General features: G+C 60.2%; 16 protein-coding genes. 8 read left to right on the forward strand and 8 right to left on the reverse strand.

Annotated elements, in window-relative coordinates:
* Positions 1-142: 142 nt before the first annotated feature.
* From ACPF7Z_RS12335 to ACPF7Z_RS12360, 6 genes are all read left to right on the forward strand, one after another.
* Positions 143-853, forward strand: a complete 711-nt coding sequence (locus ACPF7Z_RS12335) for a GntR family transcriptional regulator (RefSeq protein ID WP_425193549.1) — start codon at positions 143-145, stop codon at positions 851-853.
* Positions 854-1080: 227 nt separating this feature from the next.
* Positions 1081-2076 (forward strand): TRAP transporter substrate-binding protein, encoded by a 996-nt coding sequence (locus ACPF7Z_RS12340; RefSeq protein ID WP_425193550.1) that lies wholly within the window; start codon positions 1081-1083, stop codon positions 2074-2076.
* Positions 2073-2630: a TRAP transporter small permease gene (locus tag ACPF7Z_RS12345; RefSeq protein ID WP_425193551.1), complete on the forward strand. Its 558-nt coding sequence runs from the start codon at positions 2073-2075 to the stop codon at positions 2628-2630. The genes ACPF7Z_RS12340 and ACPF7Z_RS12345 overlap by 4 nt, the downstream gene beginning before the upstream one ends.
* The gene (locus tag ACPF7Z_RS12350) at positions 2627-3907 is read left to right on the forward strand and encodes a TRAP transporter large permease (RefSeq protein WP_425193552.1); all 1281 of its coding nucleotides are present in this window, start codon (positions 2627-2629) and stop codon (positions 3905-3907) included. Before ACPF7Z_RS12345 ends, ACPF7Z_RS12350 begins: the two co-directional genes overlap by 4 nt.
* A 98-nt stretch (positions 3908-4005) precedes the next feature.
* Positions 4006-4758: an aspartate/glutamate racemase family protein gene (locus tag ACPF7Z_RS12355; protein WP_425193553.1), complete on the forward strand. Its 753-nt coding sequence runs from the start codon at positions 4006-4008 to the stop codon at positions 4756-4758.
* An 82-nt stretch (positions 4759-4840) separates the two neighbouring features.
* On the forward strand, positions 4841-5563 hold the full coding sequence (locus tag ACPF7Z_RS12360; RefSeq protein ID WP_425193554.1) for a GntR family transcriptional regulator: 723 nt from the start codon (positions 4841-4843) through the stop codon (positions 5561-5563).
* 47 nt (positions 5564-5610) lie between these two features.
* On the opposite strand, the gene pyk is transcribed toward ACPF7Z_RS12360, so the two are convergent.
* The 8 genes from pyk to puuE all read right to left on the reverse strand — a co-directional run bounded on the left by pyk (position 5611) and on the right by puuE (position 14718).
* Entirely contained in the window at positions 5611-7065 is a 1455-nt protein-coding gene (gene pyk, locus ACPF7Z_RS12365) for a pyruvate kinase (protein ID WP_425193555.1), read from the reverse strand.
* On the reverse strand, positions 7062-8363 hold the full coding sequence (locus ACPF7Z_RS12370; protein ID WP_425193556.1) for a glycerate kinase type-2 family protein: 1302 nt from the start codon (positions 8361-8363) through the stop codon (positions 7062-7064). Before ACPF7Z_RS12370 ends, pyk begins: the two co-directional genes overlap by 4 nt.
* Positions 8364-8526: 163 nt before the next feature.
* Positions 8527-9414, reverse strand: a complete 888-nt coding sequence (locus ACPF7Z_RS12375) for a 2-hydroxy-3-oxopropionate reductase (RefSeq protein ID WP_425193557.1) — start codon at positions 9412-9414, stop codon at positions 8527-8529.
* Between the two features lie 52 nt (positions 9415-9466).
* A complete protein-coding gene (gene hyi / locus ACPF7Z_RS12380; protein ID WP_425193558.1) occupies positions 9467-10243 on the reverse strand; it encodes a hydroxypyruvate isomerase in 777 nt (258 codons plus the stop codon).
* Between the two features lie 75 nt (positions 10244-10318).
* Positions 10319-12106 carry a glyoxylate carboligase gene (gcl, locus tag ACPF7Z_RS12385; protein ID WP_425193559.1) on the reverse strand — a complete coding sequence of 596 codons (1788 nt, stop codon included), beginning with the start codon at positions 12104-12106 and terminating at the stop codon, positions 10319-10321.
* Positions 12107-12389: 283 nt separating this feature from the next.
* A complete protein-coding gene (locus ACPF7Z_RS12390) occupies positions 12390-13235 on the reverse strand; it encodes a bifunctional allantoicase/(S)-ureidoglycine aminohydrolase (RefSeq protein ID WP_425193560.1) in 846 nt (281 codons plus the stop codon).
* 37 nt (positions 13236-13272) lie between these two features.
* The gene (locus tag ACPF7Z_RS12395; protein ID WP_425193561.1) at positions 13273-13761 is read right to left on the reverse strand and encodes an ureidoglycolate lyase; all 489 of its coding nucleotides are present in this window, start codon (positions 13759-13761) and stop codon (positions 13273-13275) included.
* Between the two features lie 15 nt (positions 13762-13776).
* The gene (gene puuE / locus ACPF7Z_RS12400) at positions 13777-14718 is read right to left on the reverse strand and encodes an allantoinase PuuE (protein WP_425193562.1); all 942 of its coding nucleotides are present in this window, start codon (positions 14716-14718) and stop codon (positions 13777-13779) included.
* A gap of 195 nt (positions 14719-14913) precedes the next feature.
* On the opposite strand from puuE, the gene ACPF7Z_RS12405 reads away from it, so the two are divergent.
* The gene (locus ACPF7Z_RS12405) at positions 14914-15657 is read left to right on the forward strand and encodes an aspartate/glutamate racemase family protein (protein ID WP_425193635.1); all 744 of its coding nucleotides are present in this window, start codon (positions 14914-14916) and stop codon (positions 15655-15657) included.
* Between the two features lie 60 nt (positions 15658-15717).
* Entirely contained in the window at positions 15718-17082 is a 1365-nt protein-coding gene (locus ACPF7Z_RS12410) for an NCS1 family transporter (RefSeq protein WP_425193563.1), read from the forward strand.
* Positions 17083-17090: the final 8 nt, after the last annotated feature.

Consider the following 17090-nt stretch of genomic DNA (forward strand, 5'->3'; position numbering starts at 1 on the left):
TCGAATCCTTGTTTTTATCGCATCCCGTATTTTGTATTCAAAATACGCTAACCTAAGACTTGCACACTCGCGAAATTTTGCAAGTCACTTTTATTTAAAAATGCGGCGCAGGATGGACCGTATTCAGTGAGGAGCCGCCACTATGGACGACGTTCCCAACAGGACAACGCCAAACATGCTCGACGATAGCGCAATGCGTACGCCGCCCATGGAACGGCTCTCGCTTTTTGAAATCGTCACGCAGCATCTGCGCGAGATGATATTGGAAGGCGAACTGTCCCCGGGCAGCCGTATCTCGGAAAAACAGCTTTGCGACACATTCGAGGTGTCACGCACACCTCTGCGCGAGGCGCTCAAGGTGCTGGCCAGGGAAGGATTGGTTGAGCTTCTACCCAACCGCGGTGCCAGAGTCACCGAGATAGACCCGCAGGAAGTCATCGACCTCTTCGAGGTCATGGTGGTGCTCGAGGGGCTTTCGGGCAGCCTCCTAGCGTCCCGCGCCAAGGAGACCGATATCGATGAGATTCGCTCTCTCCACCAACGCATGATGGGGCATTACCAGCGTCATGAACGCGTACAATACTTCAAGCTCAATCAGCAGATCCATCAACGTCTTACCGAGATCGCGGGCAATAGCGTACTGCTTGAACTCGAGGCTTCGCTGAGCCTGAAGATCGCCCGCGCCCGCTATGCCGCCAATATGCAGCTGGGCCGCTGGGAGGAGTCTGCCCGAGAACACGAACATATCCTTGCGGCACTCGAATCTCGTGACGGCGATATGCTGTCAATCGCCATGCGCCTGCATATGCGCCGGACCGGCGATGCGGTGGTTAAAGCACTGACACGAGACTGAAGTTCTATTCCTTCGCGCCGATAGTGTCCAAGTAGGAAAACATCCTGCAAAACAGGAAAACGCAAATACTTTTCCATTTTTAAAAAATCAAATTACTGAATTATAAGTAATTTATAAAAAAAGGTATTCTGTATTTTGTGTTTTTTGACATTCTGAATTATGGTTTCTATAAGTCGCGAGCATGCTCAATCGGCTTAGCCAATAACGACGCAGCGAAGGAAATTGTCATGACAACAACCCGCCTTACTCGACACTGCTTTACCCTACTGATGGCCCTGGGCCTTGGTACCCCCCTGCTGGCTAACGCCGAGAGTCTGCGCTTCGGCGGCAACTTCCCGGACGATCACTCCAGCAGCAAGGCCATGAAGATATTCGAAGAGGAACTCGATAGCCGCACTAACGGCGAACTTACCGCACAACTCTTCCCCGGCATGCAACTCGGTGGGGCCAGTGAAAACGTCGACCAGGTAAGATCCGGTGTCATCATGGGGACCTGGGTGGGCATCGCTTATCTTTCGCGCATCGTGCCGGAACTTGAAGCCCTGAGTTTGCCCTTTGCCTTCGATAGCCGCGAGAAAGCCTTCAAGGTCGTCGATGGCAAGGTAGGCGAAATGCTCGACGAAAAATTGGCTGAAAAGGGCTTTATCGCGCTGGGCTACATGGAGCTAGGCTTTCGTAACGTGACCAACAACGAGCGGCCGATCGAGACTCCAGAAGATTTCAAGGGCCTCAAGATTCGCCTGCAACCCAATCAGACGCACCTCGACTCCTTCCGTGCACTGGGCGCCAACCCGGTCTCCATGGATATCAAGGAAGTCTATGGCGCCTTGCAGCAGGGGGTACTCGACGGCCAGGAAAACCCCTATAGCGTCATCGCGACCCGTCGCATGGATGAAGTACAGAAATACCTTTCCGATACCGGCCACTTCTATGACTTTATCGTCGTTGCCGCTAATCGTGACGCGTTCAACAACCTGACTGCCGAGCAACAAAAAGCGATGAAGGAATCGATGGCCAAAGCCGTCGAGTGGCAGCGCAAGAAGGCCGCCGAAGAAGACGAAGCCGCGCGCGAGACACTGATTGAGCGCGGCATGGAGTTCACGCCGATCTCTTCCGAGACCCGCGCTGAGCTGCGCAAGGAAACCCAGGGCGTGGTCGAGAACCTCAAGGGCAAGATTGGTTCGGACGTCGTCGATAACGTACTGGCGGAACTCGATTCATGAGATCCGCAGCAACGGGACCGGGGGCCAGTGCCCCTGGCCCCACAAGACGTCGCTTCCTCATGGCGCTGCTGGCGATCGATCGGACCTCTTATTACGCCGTCATCCTGTCCATGGGCTTGATGACACTGCTGGTCTCGGTTCAGGTGTTCGCCCGCTACGTGCTGTCGTCGTCGATCGACTCCGCCACCGAGCTTGCACGCCTGTTCTTCGTCTGGACGATTTTCCTGGCCATTCCCCACGGTATAAAAATAGGCATCCACGTGGGCATCGATGCGCTGGTTGGCGTGTTTCCCGAGAATTTTCAAAAGCAGCTTGCTCGCCTGATGGCATTGGTCAGTGCCCTACTCATGGCAATACTGTTCTGGCTAGCCATAGGCGCCGTCGCCGACAAGTGGCAGCAACTGATGCCCACGGTGCCAGTGGCCGCCGCCGTGTTCTATATCGCCGTGCTGATCTGCGCCGGACATAGCCTGCTGCATTTGATCGCACAGGCCTTGCAGGTCGAACCACTGCCAAGCGCACCAGGGGCGAGCGTAGAAGGAGAGACTTCATGACACTGGCCATCGTCATCACCTTCCTGGCCTTTGCGCTGCTGCGCATGCCATTGGCCTTCGCCCTCGGTCTGGCGTCGTTGGCAGGACTCTATGTCGGCGGTATGGATTTTGCGGTCATGCCCCAGCGCATGATGCACTCCATCGACAACTTCCCGTTGATGGCCATTCCCTTGTTCATGCTGGCCGGCGAACTGATGGTCGCCGCCGGTATTCTTCAGCGCCTGGTGGATTTCGCCAATTCGTTGATCGGTCGTGTACACGGCGGCCTGGCGCATGTCGCCATCGTCGCCGGGATGGTGCTTGCCGCCGTCAGCGGCGCCGCCGTGGCCAGCGCCAGCGCCCTGGGCAGTTCCCTGGTTCCTTCGATGCGGGAACAGTACGGTACCGGCTATAGCAGTGCCGTGGTGGCCTCCGCCGCCAACCTGGGTGCCATCATTCCCCCCAGCAACGCGATGATCGTCTATGCACTGATGGCGGGCTCGAGCGTCTCCGTCGGCGGACTCTTCATGGCCGGTGTCGTGCCGGGCATCATTCTGGCGGTCGGTTTCATGGGCCTGGCATCATTCATATCCATGCGCCGGGGCTACCCGTTGAGTGGAGGCAATCTGGGGCTGAAGCATGTGCTGCTGCAAACCTGGCGCGCCCTGCCTATCCTGCTGATGCCGATCATCGTGGTGGGGGGAATCGTCGGTGGCGCTTTCACCGCCACCGAGGGTGCGGCGATCGCCGTGATCTATGCGCTGTTGATGGGGTTCTTCGTCACTCGTCAGTTGCGCCTCTCTGATCTGCCCAAGGCGATGTTCAATGCCGCGGTCACCGCGGCCATGGTCGGCGCGCTGATCGCCTTCGCCTCGACCATGACGTTTGCCTTCACCATCGATCTGGTGCCCATCCTGCTGAGCAGCTGGCTGCAGGACATGACCTCAGACCCCACGATCTTCCTGCTGCTGGTAATGGGTCTGTTGATTCTGGTAGGGATGTTCATCGAGTCCAACGCCGCCTACATCATGCTGGTGCCCTTGCTCGCGCCGATTGCGCTGGCCTATGGCATCGACCCCTTGCTGTTCGGCTTCCTGTTCGTCATGAACCTGGTGGTAGGCATGATGACGCCGCCGGTCGGCGTACTGCTGTTCGTGATGTGCGGCATCTCGAAGATCAGCCTCAACGAACTGATGAAGAGCGCCTGGCCGTTCATCGCCTTTCAGTATGTGGTGCTCGGGCTGTGCATGCTCTTTCCGGGCATCGTGACCTGGCTTCCCCGCCTTCTCGGTTACTAGGAAAGTATTCCTGAACCGCCTCTTCAATATGCTGCTCCGTGGGTATCGCTTATTCGCGATACCCACGGATACCTGATTCTTGCTTCAAGGAACATGCCATGAAACTGCTGGTGATCAATCCCAATATTTCCTCGGACGTGACCCGTCTGATCAAGGCGGAGGCCTCACGAGGCCTTCGCCCGGGCAATGAGCTGACCATGGCCACCGCGCCCTTCGGTGTGGCCTATATCGAAACCCGCGCCGAGGCCTTGATCGGCGGCTATGCCGCCTTGCAGATCGCCGCCGAACACTACGCACAGCACGATGCCGTGGTGGTCGCCGCCTTTGGCGATCCCGGCCTCACCGCCCTGCGCGAGATCCTGCCGATTCCCGTAGTGGGCATGACCGAAGCGGCAGTGATGACGGCCTGCCAGCAGGGCGGACGCTTTTCGGTGATTGCCATCTCCCAGCGCATCCAGGCCTGGTATCGCGAATGCATTGCCTCCTACGGTCTCGAAGGGCGTCTGGCGAGCATTCGCGCCCTGGACGAGCCGTTGCAGCATATCGGCCGGGTGCAGGAGAATCAGGGCGAGCGTCTGGTCGAACTGGGTCGCCGCGCCGTGGAAGAGGACGGTGCCGATGTGCTGATCCTGGCCGGTGCGCCCCTGGCGGGTCTGGCCCGTTCCGTGGCCGACCGAATGCCGGTCCCCGCCATCGATGGCGTGACCTGTGCCTTGATCCAGGCCCAAGCCATGGTGGATATCGCCTGCAACACGCCAGCGGCCGGCAGCTATACCCAACCGCCAAGCAAGCTCTGCAAGGGACTTGGTACCGCTCTCGCTGCGTTGGTTGGACGCCAGCCCCAGGATTGAATAGCGTGGATGTTGCCGGGCTGACCCATGGTCGGGATCTGGCCTATGGAAGGAGGTTGACTAATGACCGGGGAGTACCGACATGACGGCTGATGGCCCGCCATCTGCAGCGCAAGAGGAAAAAACCAAGGTTCCTCCCGGCGTCCCGACACGCCAGCGCATCCGCACCACATCGCTGGCGGAGCAGGCTCATCAAGCCCTGCATCTCATGATCGTGCGGGGTGAACTCAAGCCCAACGAGCGCTTGGCGGAACCGGAACTCTGCGAATTGCTGGACATTTCGCGCACGCCGCTGCGTGAGGCCATAAAGAAATTGGCCGCCGAGGGCCTGGTGATCCTGAGGCGACATCGGAACGCCGTGGTCGCTCCGATAGACGCACAGGAACTGGAGCATCTGTTCGAAGTGGAGGCCGGCCTGGAGAGCATGGCCATCGGCCTGGCGGCGCAGCGCATGACCAATACCGAGATCAATCGTCTCGAGGCACTGCAAGAGCGCCTCGAGCGACTCGTCGACAAGGGCGATCTGGATCGTTACTTCGAGGTGAATCAGCGCATCCACTCGCTACTGGTGGCCGGGGCCAAGAATCCGGTACTTGCCGAAACCCATCAGCGGCTCCTGGGTCGCCTGGAAAGAGCGCGCTACCTGGCACTAGGAAGGTTCGGGCGCTGGCATGAATCGGCCAATGAGCACCGCGAGATACTCGAGGCACTCAAGATCCGGGACACCGAACTCGCCCGACGGCTGCTTACCGAACACGTACAGCATACCGGCAAGGTGATCGCCGCAATTTGTGACGATCAGTGAAAGTAGGGCGCCTTTCTCGTCTTTGAAACCATGGTCTGACCCTGCCATCAGCCCTGCAGGATCTTCATGGTATTGGTGCCGCCGTGGGCGTTCATGTGATCGCCCCGGGTCAGGATCACCTCGTCGCCCTGGCTGACCAGCCCATGCTTCTCGAGCAGTTCCAGCGCCCGAGCATCCAGTTCGTCCGCGGCCATGTCGCTGGTATCGAAGGGCAGCGACACCACGCCGCGATACAAGGCCATGCGTCGCTGGGCGACGGGATTATGGGCCAGGCCGACGATGGGTAACCCGGAGCGAATCCGTGACGCGATCAGCGGGGTGTAACCGCTGGAGGTCATGCAGGCGATGGCGGCGACCCCGGTCAGGTGGTTGGCGGCATACATGGCCGACAGCGCCACGGTCTCGTCGATGCGCGAGAAGCCTTCGTGAATGCGGTGCTTGGACTCCTGGGCGGCGCGCTCGCGTTCAGCCCCCAGGCAGAGTCGGTTCATGGCCTCGATGGTTTCCACCGGGTAGTCGCCGGCGGCGGTCTCTGCGGACAGCATCACCGCATCGGTACCGTCGAGCACCGCGTTGGCGACATCGAAGACTTCCGCCCGAGTCGGCAGCGGCGAGGAGATCATCGACTCCATCATCTGGGTGGCCGTGATGACCGCCCGGTTGAGGGTGCGAGCACGCTGGATGATGCGCTTCTGGATACCGATCAACTGAGCGTCGCCGATCTCCACACCGAGATCACCGCGAGCGACCATCACCGCCTCGGAAGCACGGATGATATCGTCCAGGGTTTGTTCGTCACCCACCGCTTCGGCGCGCTCGATCTTGGCCACCAGGCTGATCTCTTTACCGGCTTCACCGAGTAAATCCCTGGCCAATTGCATGTCTGCCGCGTTACGTGGAAAGGAGACCGCCAGGTAGTCGACACCGATCTCGATGGCGGTCTTGAGGTCTTCCCGATCCTTGTCGGTCAGGGCCGCAGCGGAGAGCCCCCCGCCCTGCTTGTTGATGCCCTTGTTGTTGGAGAGCTTGCCGCCGACCCGCACGGTGGTGTGCACCCGGGGTGGTTCGACCTTGTCGACCACCAGCTCCAAGCGTCCATCATCAAGCAACAAGACGTCGCCGGAAGCGACATCTTCCGCCAGGGTCTTGTAATCGCAGCCCACCTGCTCGGCATTGCCGGCGTCTCGCTCCAGGGACATGTCGATGATGAACGACTGGCCTTCCTCGAGCTCCACCGCGCCTTCGGCAAAACGTGCGATACGAATCTTGGGGCCTTGCAGATCGCCCAAGGCAGCGACGGTACGGCCGTGCCGCTCCGCTGCCTCGCGCACTGCCAACAAGCGCTTGCGATGATCCTCGGGGCTACCATGGGAAAAGTTCAGACGCACCACATCGACCCCAGCTTTGATCAGAGCGTCGAGTACACCCTCGCGGTCGCTGGCGGGGCCCAGGGTAGCGACGATCTTGGTGCGGCGGATGGGAGCATGGGGCATTGGGTTCATGAAGTCCTCGGTAGCACCAGAATGGCGCGAAAATCATTGACGTTGGTACGGGTGGGGCCGGTCACGATCAGCTCATCGAGCGCCTCGAAGAAGCTGTAGGCGTCGTTGCGCGCCAGATAATCCGTTGCCGACAGCTGAGACTCCTGGGCGCGTTGCCAGGTATCGGGGCCGATCAAAGCCCCCGCATTATCCTCGGAGCCGTCGATGCCATCGGTGTCGATGGCCAGCGCATGAATACCTGCGACGCCTTCGAGTGCAGCGAACACACCTAGCAGGTATTCGACGTTGCGACCGCCCCGGCCGTTACCGCGTACGGTAACACTGGTCTCGCCGCCGGACAGAATCAAGAGCGGACGCCTAAATTCGTCTCGTGCCGCCAATGCCATTGCCGCATGTTCACCTCCCAGCTCTCGGGCCTCGCCTTCCAGGTCGTCGCCCAGCAGGCGCACCTCCATCCCGGCGGCTTCTGCCTCATGCCGTGCGGCTTCCAAGGCGTCTGCCGCTCGCGCCAGCACCACCGCCTCGTCCCGAGCGAAACCGGCATCGTCACGATGCGGGGCGGAATCATCATTCTCCAGATGCCGGCGCACCTCCTCGGGTATTTCGATACCGCGGGCTTCGAGGATGGCCAGGGCGTCGCTGGGTGTGGAATCGTCCGGCAGTGTCGGGCCCGAGGCGATGAGGGTGGGCTCGTCGCCGGGTACGTCGGAGATGAGATAGGTCACGACCCGGGCCGGGTGCGCCGAGGCGGCCAGACGACCGCCCTTGATCGCCGAGAGATGCCGACGCACGGTGTTGATCTCGCTGATGGGGGCGCCACAGCGCAACAACTCCTTCGAGAGTGCTTGCTTCTGCGCCAGGGTCAGCCCTTGGGCCGGCAATGTCATCAGCGCCGAGCCGCCACCGGAGATCAACGAAATGACCAAATCATCCTCGGTAAGCTCGCGTACTGCCTCAAGCATACGCTTGGCCGCCCGCTCGCCGAGTTCGTCCGGCATGGGATGCGAGGCTTCCAACACCTCGATGCGCTGGCAGGCCTCGCCATGTCCATAGCGGGTCACCACCAGCCCCGAGAGTTCAGCCTGAGGGTTCTTCATCCTCCAGGCATCCTCCAATGCCTTGGCCATGGCAGCGGCGGCCTTGCCAGCGCCCACTACCACGGTGCGCCCCCTGGGCGGCTCGGGGAGTTGATCGGGTAGCAGATTGGCAGGATGCACGGCGGCAATCGCCGTGTAGGCGAGACGCGTGAGCCAATCCCGCACGGTATCACGATCGGCAAAGGAAACGTTGGCACTCATGTCGCGACTCCTCAACAAGACATGCTCATGGAGCATGTAAATAACGAACAGCCTACAAAAAACCGGCGGACGCGCAATCGCGGCCGCCGGTGTTCATGGCACGAAGATGCCAGGACCATCTGGCCCACGATCGCCGCGAGCGCAGCAGATCGTTGACCGATGCTTACTTACCGACCTCGTGATCGGCCAACTTCTCCAGCGCCCGCAGAATACCGGAATGATCCCACTCGGCGCCGCCGTTGGCCACGCAGGCCTGTAGCAGTTGCTGGGCGTTGGCGGTTCCAGGGAGTGCCAGATCCAGGGTGCGTGCGCCTTCCAGGGCCAGATTCAGGTCTTTCTGATGCAGCTTGACCTTGAAGCCTGGCTCGAAGTTGCGGCTTATCATGCGTTCACCGTGCACGTCGAGAATCTTCGACTGGGCCAGGCCGCCGAGCAGGGATTCGCGCACCTTGTTGACGTCGGCACCGGCCTTGGAGGCGAACAACAGACCTTCGGCAACGGCTTCGATGGTCAGGGCCACGACGATCTGGTTGGCGACCTTGCAGGTCTGGCCCGCCCCGTTTTCACCAATCAATGTAATGGTCTTGCCCATCACCTCGAGCACCGGCTTGGCACGCTCGAAAGCATCCTGGCTGGCGCCAACCATGATGGTCAGGGCGGCGTTGATGGCGCCGCCTTCACCGCCGGAAACCGGGGCGTCGACGTAGTCACCGCCGGCATCCTTGATGCGCTTGGCGAATTCCTGGGTGGGAATCGGCGCGATGGAACTCATGTCGATGACCAGCGCACCCTTCTGAAGGCCATGGATGACGCCATCCTCGGCGAACAGCACCTGCTCCACGTCCGGGGTGTCCGGCACCATGGTGATGATGATCTCGGAGTGCTCGGCGACCGCCTTGGGATCGTCCAGCTCCCGCATGCCCTTGTCCGCCAGTTCGCTGGCCAGGGGCTTGTCGCGCTTGACGGTGACCAGCTCGTGGCCGGCGTCCAGCAGATGCCCCGCCATGGGGCGGCCCATGATACCCAGGCCAATGAATCCGATCTTGCTCATGTCGTTCTCCTACTGAATTGTTATTCCACAGAATTCATGAATTGCTGAATACTCAACGAACGCTATCCAGCCAGCCCAGGCCTTCCTTGGTACCCGCGGCAGGCTTGTATTCGCAGCCGATCCAACCGTCGTAGCCCAGCCGATCGAGATGGCCGAACAGGAACGGGTAGTTGATCTCGCCGGTGCCGGGTTCGTGGCGGCCCGGATTGTCAGCAATCTGGATATGGGCAATACGATCGAAGTGCTTTTCGATGGTGGGGGCGAGATCGCCTTCCATGATCTGCATGTGATAGATATCGTATTGCAGCTTCAGATTGTTCGATCCCACCTCGTCGAACAGGGCCAGGGCCTGCTCGGTATAGTTGAGGAAGAAACCGGGAATATCCCGGGTGTTGATCGGCTCGGCGATCAGCAGGATGCCCGCCTGCTCGAGCTTGTCCGCGGCGAAGCGCAGGTTATCCGCCAGGGTGTTGTGCGCATCCGCGTCACTGACGTTGTCGGGCTTGATGCCGGCCAGGCAGTTGACCTGCTGGCAGCCCAACGCCTTGGCATACTCGATGGCGGTGTCGACACCACGGCGGAACTCCTCGACGCGATCGGGGTGACAGCCGATACCACGCTCGCCGGCCCCCCAATCCCCGGCGGGCAGATTGAACAGCACCTGGGTCAAGCCGTTGTCGTCGAGACGCTTCTTGATCTCGTCGGCGGTGTAATCATAGGGAAAGAGGTATTCGACCCCTTTGAATCCGGCCTTGGCGGCAGCATCGAAACGATCGAGGAAGTCCTCCTCGGTGAACAGCATACTGAGGTTGGCAGCAAACTTGGGCATCTTGGTCTCCTTCAACGGTTTGGTTATCGAGTATCGTAGTCCGGCACTGGCTTGACCAGCGCCAGAGCGCTCGGGTCAGATCAGCGAGCCGATACAGGTCGGGGCATCGGTCACGTTTTCCGCCAGCTCCTCGAACTCGGTGACGCCGGCCAGATCGGTGCCCATGGAAATATTGGTCACCCGCTCAAGAATGATCTCGACCACTACCGGCACCTGATGCTCCTTCATCAACTGCTGGGCCTGCTCGAAGGCGCCGGCGATCTCGTCGGGCTTGGTGACACGCAGCGCCTTGCAGCCCAGACCTTCCACGACAGAGACGTGATCCACGCCGTATTCCGCAAGCTCCGCCTGTTCATCGGTGTAGTTGATGTTCTTGAACGAGAGCTGCACGCAATAATCCATGTCGAAGCCGCGCTGGGCCTGGCGAATCAACCCCAGGTAGGAGTTGTTCACCAGCACGTGCAGGTACGGCAGCTTGAACTGGGCGCCCACCGCCAACTCCTCGACCATGAACTGGAAGTCGTAGTCGCCGGACAGTGCCACGATGTTGGCCTCCGGATCGGCCCGGCGTACCCCGAGCGCCGCCGGAATCGTCCAACCCAGCGGCCCGGCCTGACCACAGTTGATCCAGTGACGCGGCTGGTAGGTGTGCAGGAACTGGGCGCCGGCGATCTGGGAAAGCCCGATGGTGCTGACGTAGCGGGTATTCTTGCCGAAGGCCTTGTTCATCTCTTCGTAGACGCGCTGGGGCTTGATCGGCACGTTGTCGAAATGAGTCTTGCGCATCATGGTGCGCCGCCGCTCCTGACAGGACTCGGCCCAGTCAGAGCGATCCTTGAGCTTGCCCGCCGCCTGCCACTCCCGCGCCACCTCGACGAACAGTTCAAGGGCTGCGCCGGCGTCCGAGACGATGCCGTAATCCGGGCAGAACACGCGCCCGATCTGGGTCGGCTCGATATCCACATGGACAAACTTGCGACCCTCGGTGTAACTGGCGAGCTCGCCGGTGTGCCGGTTGGCCCAGCGATTACCGATGCCCAGCACGAAATCCGAGGCGAGCAGCGTCGCGTTCCCGTAACGGTGAGAGGTCTGCAGGCCCACCATGCCCGCCATCAGCCGGTGATCATCAGGAATCACGCCCCAGCCCATCAGGGTCGGGATGACCGGCACCCCGGTGATCTCGGCAAACTCCGTCAGCAGGTCGCTGGCATCCGCATTGACGATGCCGCCCCCGGCCACCAACAACGGTTTGTCCGCGTCGTTGAGCATGGCCAGCGCCTTCTCGACCTGGGCACGAGATGCGGAGGGCTTGTAGACCGCCAGCGGCTCGTAGGTGTCCGGATCGAACTCGATCTCGCTCATTTGTACGTCGATAGGCAGGTCTAGCAGTACCGGACCCGGGCGTGCGCTGCGCATCAAATGAAAGGCCTGCTGGAAGGCGCGCGGTACCTGGGCCGGCTCCATCACGGTGATCGCCCACTTGGTGACCGGCCCGGCGATAGCCTGAATATCCACCGCCTGGAAGTCCTCCTTGTGCATGCGCGCTCGGGGGGCCTGACCGGTGACACATAGGATCGGAATGGAGTCGCCGGTGGCGGAGTAAAGGCCAGTCACCATGTCGGTGCCCGCCGGGCCGGAGGTGCCTAAACACACACCAATATTGCCGGCCTTGGTACGGGTATAGCCTTCCGCCATGTGAGAAGCGCCTTCCACGTGTCGCGCCAACACATGATCGACACCACCGACCTTGCGCATCGCGGCGTAGAAAGGGTTGATGGCGGCGCCGGGCACACCGAAGGTGACATCGACGCCTTCTTTCTTGAGGACGTGAACGGCGGCTTCTGCTGCGGTCATTTTGGCCACGATAACTTCTCCTGAAGAGCCATGGAAATTGTTCTTGTCTTCAAGTTAAGCGCCGCCAAGCCATCTGTCAATATTTTATGGAAAGCATTTCCATAAAATATTTCATACTCTCTGAGACCATGTTGTGAATCAGCCAGCTAGGCTTATACAGCTGTGAAATGAACGATTTTCGCCGAAAAATGGCTCTTAAATGCTCTTTTTTAAAGCTTTTACTGCTACTCACAAAAAAGCCGGCGAAATTATCGCCGGCTTTGCTTAGTGGAAAAATTATCCATCAATACATTTAACGCCCACGATAGTCGGAGGACGCATTGAGCTTGGGATGACGGTTGACGTCCTTGTACAGCAGGTAGCGGAACGGCCCCGGGCCACCGGCATAGCAGGCCTGGGGGCAGAAGGCGCGCAGCCACATGAAGTCGCCGGCTTCCACCTCGACCCAATCCTGGTTCAAGTGATAGACCGCCTTGCCTTCGAGCACGTAAAGGCCATGTTCCATGATGTGGGTTTCGTCGAAGGGAATGACGCCGCCGGGCTGGAAGGTGACGATGGTCACGTGCATGTCGTGGCGCAGATCCGTCGGATCGACGAATCGGGTAGTGGCCCAGGCGCCATTGGTATCCGGCATCGGCGTCGGCGCAATGTCCTGCTCATTGGTGACGAAGGCCTCCGGCGGCTCGATGCCGTCGACGTACTCATAGGCCTTGCGAATCCAGTGAAAACGCACCGGCGCGTCGCCATCGTTACTCACCCGCCAGTCGCTGGCCGGCGGAATGAAGGCGTAGCCGCCAGGATGCATGATATGTTTTTCACCCGCCAGTACCAGGGTCAGCTCGCCTTCCACCACGAACAGCACGGCCTCGGCGCCGCTATCCGGTTCCGGCTTGTCGCTACCTCCGCCAGGCTGAACTTCCATGATGTACTGGGAAAAGGTCTCGGCAAACCCGGACAGCGGGCGCGCTAGCACCCACAAGCGGGTCTTGTCCCAGAACGGCAGGAAGCTGGTGACGATGTCCCGCATCACGCCCTTGGGAATCACCGCATAGGCCTCGGTGAATACTGCACGATCCGCGGTCATTTGGGTCTGGGGTGGCAAGCCCCCTGTGGGGGCGTAGTAACTACGAGTGTTCATTGTGTTTCCTCATATAAAGCCTGTTCACGACCCGGGATCATTCGAGCGTGATGCGCAAGTCGATGGGATATTCGTCGCAATTGTTGCCGTCGCCACCGCGATCCACCACCAGGAATTCGCCTTCCCGCTCCAGCACGGACTGAATGGCGTGCCAGGTACCAGCATGATAATTCACCCCCTGGCGGCCGTCGGTGACGAAGGCGCGCACCTCGGCCGGATCGATCTCCTCACCCCGCGGGGCCACCACGACGATGAAGCGCTCCTCGTGCAGCGGCATGAACGCCTGACTGCCCTGGGGGTGGCGCTCCAGAAAGCTGAGTTCCAGGGGCGTCTTGATCGGCTGACTGACGAAGATGCTGATCAGCGCTCGGGCGTTCTCGCCCAGGGTCTCGACGGTGGCCAGATCGTGATGGCGCTGGGTCAGCCCCGAATTGATGGCAAACGAGTCCGACGTGCGTGAATCAATGACGTCACCGAAGGGCATGAAGGCCTTGGGCGTAAGCGGCTCAGCCTTGAGTTCCAGCATGCTGTTCTCCTTTATTCAGGAAGCAGTTCCCGCAGGATGATGTTCGGCCCAGTGCCGCGCAATGTCGACTCGCCGCGTCACCCAGACCCGATCATGGGCCTCGATATGATCGAGGAAGCGCTGCAATCCCCGAAAGCGTCCGGGACGGCCGATCAGACGGCAGTGCAGACCGATGGAGAGCATCTTCGGTGCTTCCTCGCCCTCGGCGTAGAGCACATCGAAGGCGTCCCGCAGGTAGGTGAAGAAGTGCTCCCCGGTGTTGAAGCCCTGAGGTGAAGCGAAGCGCATATCGTTGCTGTCCAGGGTGTAGGGCACTACCAGATGAGTCTGCGCTTCGCCCTTGCTGTTCTTTTCACTGGTCCAGAACGGCAGGTCGTCACCGTAGTAGTCGCTGTCGTAAAGGAACGATCCCTCATCGAGCACCAGCCGCCGGGTATTGGGGCTGTCGCGACCGGTGTACCAGCCCAACGGCTTCTCGCCATAAAGCCTCTGGAAGATGTCGATGGCCTTTTGCATGTGCTCGCGCTCGATATCTTCCGGCGTGTTTTGATAATGAATCCAGCGATAGCCGTGGCAGGCGATTTCGTGGCCTAATTCCTTGAAGGCCTGGGCCACGTCGGGATTGCGCTCCAGCGCCATGGCCACGCCAAACACCGTCAGCGGCAGGCCACGTCGCTCGAACTCCTTGAGGATGCGCCAGACGCCGGCCCGGGAGCCGTATTCGTAGATCGACTCCATGCTCAGATGACGATCGGGGTAGGCCTCGGCGCCGATGATTTCGGAGAGGAACTGCTCCGAGCCGCTGTCGCCGTGGAGTACGCTGTTTTCGCCGCCTTCCTCATAGTTGAGGACGAACTGCACGGCGATTCGGGCGTTGCCGGGCCAATTGGCATGCGGCGGGTTGCGGCCATAACCGATGAGATCACGAGGATAATCGGCGTCATGTGTTGGCGTCATCGAACGGGCTCCTTTTTTATTTAATGTATACAATATAACGCTAGTCTGTATTCACTTATGTTTCAAGCCAATCCAGGCTTCATCCATCCAAAACTTACTTGCGCATCTCTTTCCAGCCAACTATTTTGTGTACAAAGAGACTGTTTTTTCGTGAACAAATTTGATCGGCCCTGGCTGTCTGATGAGGACGTTTTAATGCATATCCGCGTGATCAACCCTAATACGACCGCCACGATGACCGCCACTATCGACGCCGCGGCCAAGCGCATCGCGGCACCGAGCACCCAGGTGAGCTCCACGAACCCGGCCAGCGGCCCGGTTTCCATCGAGAGCCATTTCGATGAGGCCCTCAGTGCCGTCGGAGTCATCGAAGAGGTGATGAGGGGAGAGCAGGAAAAAGTCGATGCCTACATCATCGCCTGCTTCGGCGATCCGGGATTGCTTGCTGCCCGGGAACTGACCCGGGCACCGGTCATTGGCATCGCCGAGGCGGCCTTTCACATGGCCATGCTGATCAGCACACGCTTTTCCATCGTCACCACCCTTGGGCGCACCGGCATCATCGCCGAGCATCTGCTGGACATGTATGGCTTCAGCCATCACTGCCGCCGGGTGCGGGCCGCGGAGATCCCGGTGCTCGACCTGGAAGACGACAGCGACGCGGCCCTGATCCGCATCATCGACGAGTGCAAACGAGCTCGGGACGAAGACAACATCGGCGCCATCGTGCTGGGTTGCGGGGGCATGGCGGATCTCACCGCCCAGATCAGCGATGCGGTCGGCCTGCCGGTGGTGGAAGGCGTGACCGCCGCGGTAAAGCTCTCCGAAGCGCTGGTCGGACTAGGTCTGGGCACAAGCAAATACGGCGATCTGGCCTTCCCACGGTCCAAGCGGTTTACAGGGCAATTCGAGCACCTGAGCCAGCAGCGCTTCGACTGAGTTTCGAGCCAAGCATTGCAGGAAGCTTATAAAGACAATCAACACTGCGAGGCAACCAACATGACCACCCCAACCTCCTCTTCAGGAGCGCACTCCGGCGCAACACATACAACCGCGACCAAAGCGCCTGGACAGGAATCCCTGGCGCCCCAGAAGACCCGAATCATGGGGCGCTTCTCCTATCTGCTGGCCTGGTTCGGCGGTTGCGTATCCATCGGCACCTTCGCCATGGGCTCGAGCGTGGTCGGCACCCTCAATCTGGTGCAGGCAACGCTGGCCATCGCTATCGGTTGTTTCGTGATCGGTGTGGCGCTGACGTTAAACGGCGCCGCGGGTTACAAGTACGGCATCCCCTTCATGGTTCAGGCGCGCAGTGCCTTCGGTTTCAGTGGCACCCGCTTTCCGGGACTGGTGCGAGCGGTGCCGGCCATCGTCTGGTACGGCTTTCAAAGCTGGATCGGCGCCGGCGCCTTGAACGCGGTATCCGCCACCCTGTTCGGCTTCGATAACCTGGTGCTTTACTTCATTGTCTTTCAGCTTCTGCAGATCGCCCTGTCGGTACTGGGCTTCCAGGGCATCAAGTGGCTGGAGAACATCGGCAGCGGCTTCATCCTGGTCTCCTTGACCTACATGTTCTACAGCACGGTGGATCGCTACGGCGCGGAGATCTCAGCCAATCTGGTCAATAGCGAAGGCACCTGGGGCATGCCCTTCTGGGGCGCGACCATGCTGTTTCTGGGCATCTACAGCACCATGATGCTCAACGTCAGCGACTATTCCCGGGAACTCAAGCACGGCGCCGGGCCGGGCTTTCTGACCACGCTGTATTCCATGTCGATTTTGCCCTGCACCCTGTTCATGGGGCTGATCGGCTTCATGGTGTCCGAGGCCACCGGGGTCGCGGACCCGATCAAGGTGTTTTCCAACGCAGTGGACAACACGCCGCTGTTGATGACGACCCTGCTCTTCATCGCCTTCGCCCAGGTCACCACCAACGTGCTCAACAACGTGGTGCCGCCGACCTACGTGCTGATGGACGCCTTCAAACTCAAATATCGTACCGCAACAGTCATCGTCGGCTTCCTGGCCTTCGCCACCTTCCCCTGGGAACTGGTCAAGGATGAGTCCGCCGCCGGCCTGCAACTCTTCGTGCAGACCTACTCCGCCTTCCTCGGCCCGATCTTCGCGGTGCTGGTGGTGGATTACTATCTGATCCGCCGTCGCACCCTGGATGTGGACAAGCTTTACGACGTCAATGGGCCTTATCGTGGCGTCAACTACGGCGCCATCATCGCCTCGCTAATAGGTGCTGCGGTGGCGCTGACATTCTCCGCCGTCTCCTGGTACGCCAGCCTGATTCCTGCCGGGGTGATCTACTATCTATTGATGCGTCATTGGTCGGCCTGCCAGCGTTTTCGTGAGTGAACAAGGCC

This window comes from Halomonas sp. GXIMD04776 (assembly GCF_049808615.1).
Lineage (GTDB): Bacteria > Pseudomonadota > Gammaproteobacteria > Pseudomonadales > Halomonadaceae > Modicisalibacter.

What these genes read in the sequence shown, in the direction of transcription:
- ACPF7Z_RS12335 (WP_425193549.1), top strand. Translation starts at nt 143, where the DNA reads ATGGACGACGTTCCCAACAGGACAACGCCAAACATGCTCGACGATAGC.
- ACPF7Z_RS12340 (WP_425193550.1), top strand. Translation starts at nt 1,081, where the DNA reads ATGACAACAACCCGCCTTACTCGACACTGCTTTACCCTACTGATGGCC.
- ACPF7Z_RS12345 (WP_425193551.1), top strand. Translation starts at nt 2,073, where the DNA reads ATGAGATCCGCAGCAACGGGACCGGGGGCCAGTGCCCCTGGCCCCACA.
- ACPF7Z_RS12350 (WP_425193552.1), top strand. Translation starts at nt 2,627, where the DNA reads ATGACACTGGCCATCGTCATCACCTTCCTGGCCTTTGCGCTGCTGCGC.
- ACPF7Z_RS12355 (WP_425193553.1), top strand. Translation starts at nt 4,006, where the DNA reads ATGAAACTGCTGGTGATCAATCCCAATATTTCCTCGGACGTGACCCGT.
- ACPF7Z_RS12360 (WP_425193554.1), top strand. Translation starts at nt 4,841, where the DNA reads ATGACGGCTGATGGCCCGCCATCTGCAGCGCAAGAGGAAAAAACCAAG.
- pyk (WP_425193555.1), bottom strand. Translation starts at nt 7,065, where the DNA reads ATGAACCCAATGCCCCATGCTCCCATCCGCCGCACCAAGATCGTCGCT.
- ACPF7Z_RS12370 (WP_425193556.1), bottom strand. Translation starts at nt 8,363, where the DNA reads ATGAGTGCCAACGTTTCCTTTGCCGATCGTGATACCGTGCGGGATTGG.
- ACPF7Z_RS12375 (WP_425193557.1), bottom strand. Translation starts at nt 9,414, where the DNA reads ATGAGCAAGATCGGATTCATTGGCCTGGGTATCATGGGCCGCCCCATG.
- hyi (WP_425193558.1), bottom strand. Translation starts at nt 10,243, where the DNA reads ATGCCCAAGTTTGCTGCCAACCTCAGTATGCTGTTCACCGAGGAGGAC.
- ACPF7Z_RS12390 (WP_425193560.1), bottom strand. Translation starts at nt 13,235, where the DNA reads ATGAACACTCGTAGTTACTACGCCCCCACAGGGGGCTTGCCACCCCAG.
- ACPF7Z_RS12395 (WP_425193561.1), bottom strand. Translation starts at nt 13,761, where the DNA reads ATGCTGGAACTCAAGGCTGAGCCGCTTACGCCCAAGGCCTTCATGCCC.
- puuE (WP_425193562.1), bottom strand. Translation starts at nt 14,718, where the DNA reads ATGACGCCAACACATGACGCCGATTATCCTCGTGATCTCATCGGTTAT.
- ACPF7Z_RS12405 (WP_425193635.1), top strand. Translation starts at nt 14,914, where the DNA reads ATGCATATCCGCGTGATCAACCCTAATACGACCGCCACGATGACCGCC.
- ACPF7Z_RS12410 (WP_425193563.1), top strand. Translation starts at nt 15,718, where the DNA reads ATGACCACCCCAACCTCCTCTTCAGGAGCGCACTCCGGCGCAACACAT.